The organism is Streptococcus sp. HMSC070B10 (assembly GCF_001808665.1).
Lineage (GTDB): Bacteria > Bacillota > Bacilli > Lactobacillales > Streptococcaceae > Streptococcus.
Genome location: NZ_KV794202.1, coordinates 1 through 343, shown reverse-complemented (window position 1 = coordinate 343; position 343 = coordinate 1). Strand labels below are relative to the sequence as shown.

Sequence of the window (343 nt, the reverse complement as noted above, 5' to 3'; positions counted from 1 at the left end):
GTCGCAATTTCAATGGCCATAATATACATAGCTCGTTTATCAACAGTAAGAAGGTCAAGGTGGGTAGAAGCGATTCTTAAACATTCGCCTTTCTCACGAAAGTCCGACATCATAGCATCTTCGTAATCTAGCTGTATATATTCACATTTATGGGATAAAAAATCATATTTTATCCCTTCCTTTATTTGAACACTCCTCCATCTAACATCATGAGTTCCCTTGTCTAATTCTAAGTGAATAGAAAGTTTATCGATTGGTAAATCTAGATACCCAGCATACGATAAATCTGGCTCTATTCCATCTTTTTCCTCAAACCACATCCTTTTCGCTAGTTCCATGTAAT

1 pseudogene is annotated in these 343 nt (G+C 36.2%); it reads right to left on the bottom strand.

Going from position 1 to position 343, the window contains the following annotated elements:
- Window positions 1-343, bottom strand: a pseudogene (locus HMPREF2613_RS07100) (hypothetical protein); the annotation flags it as partial.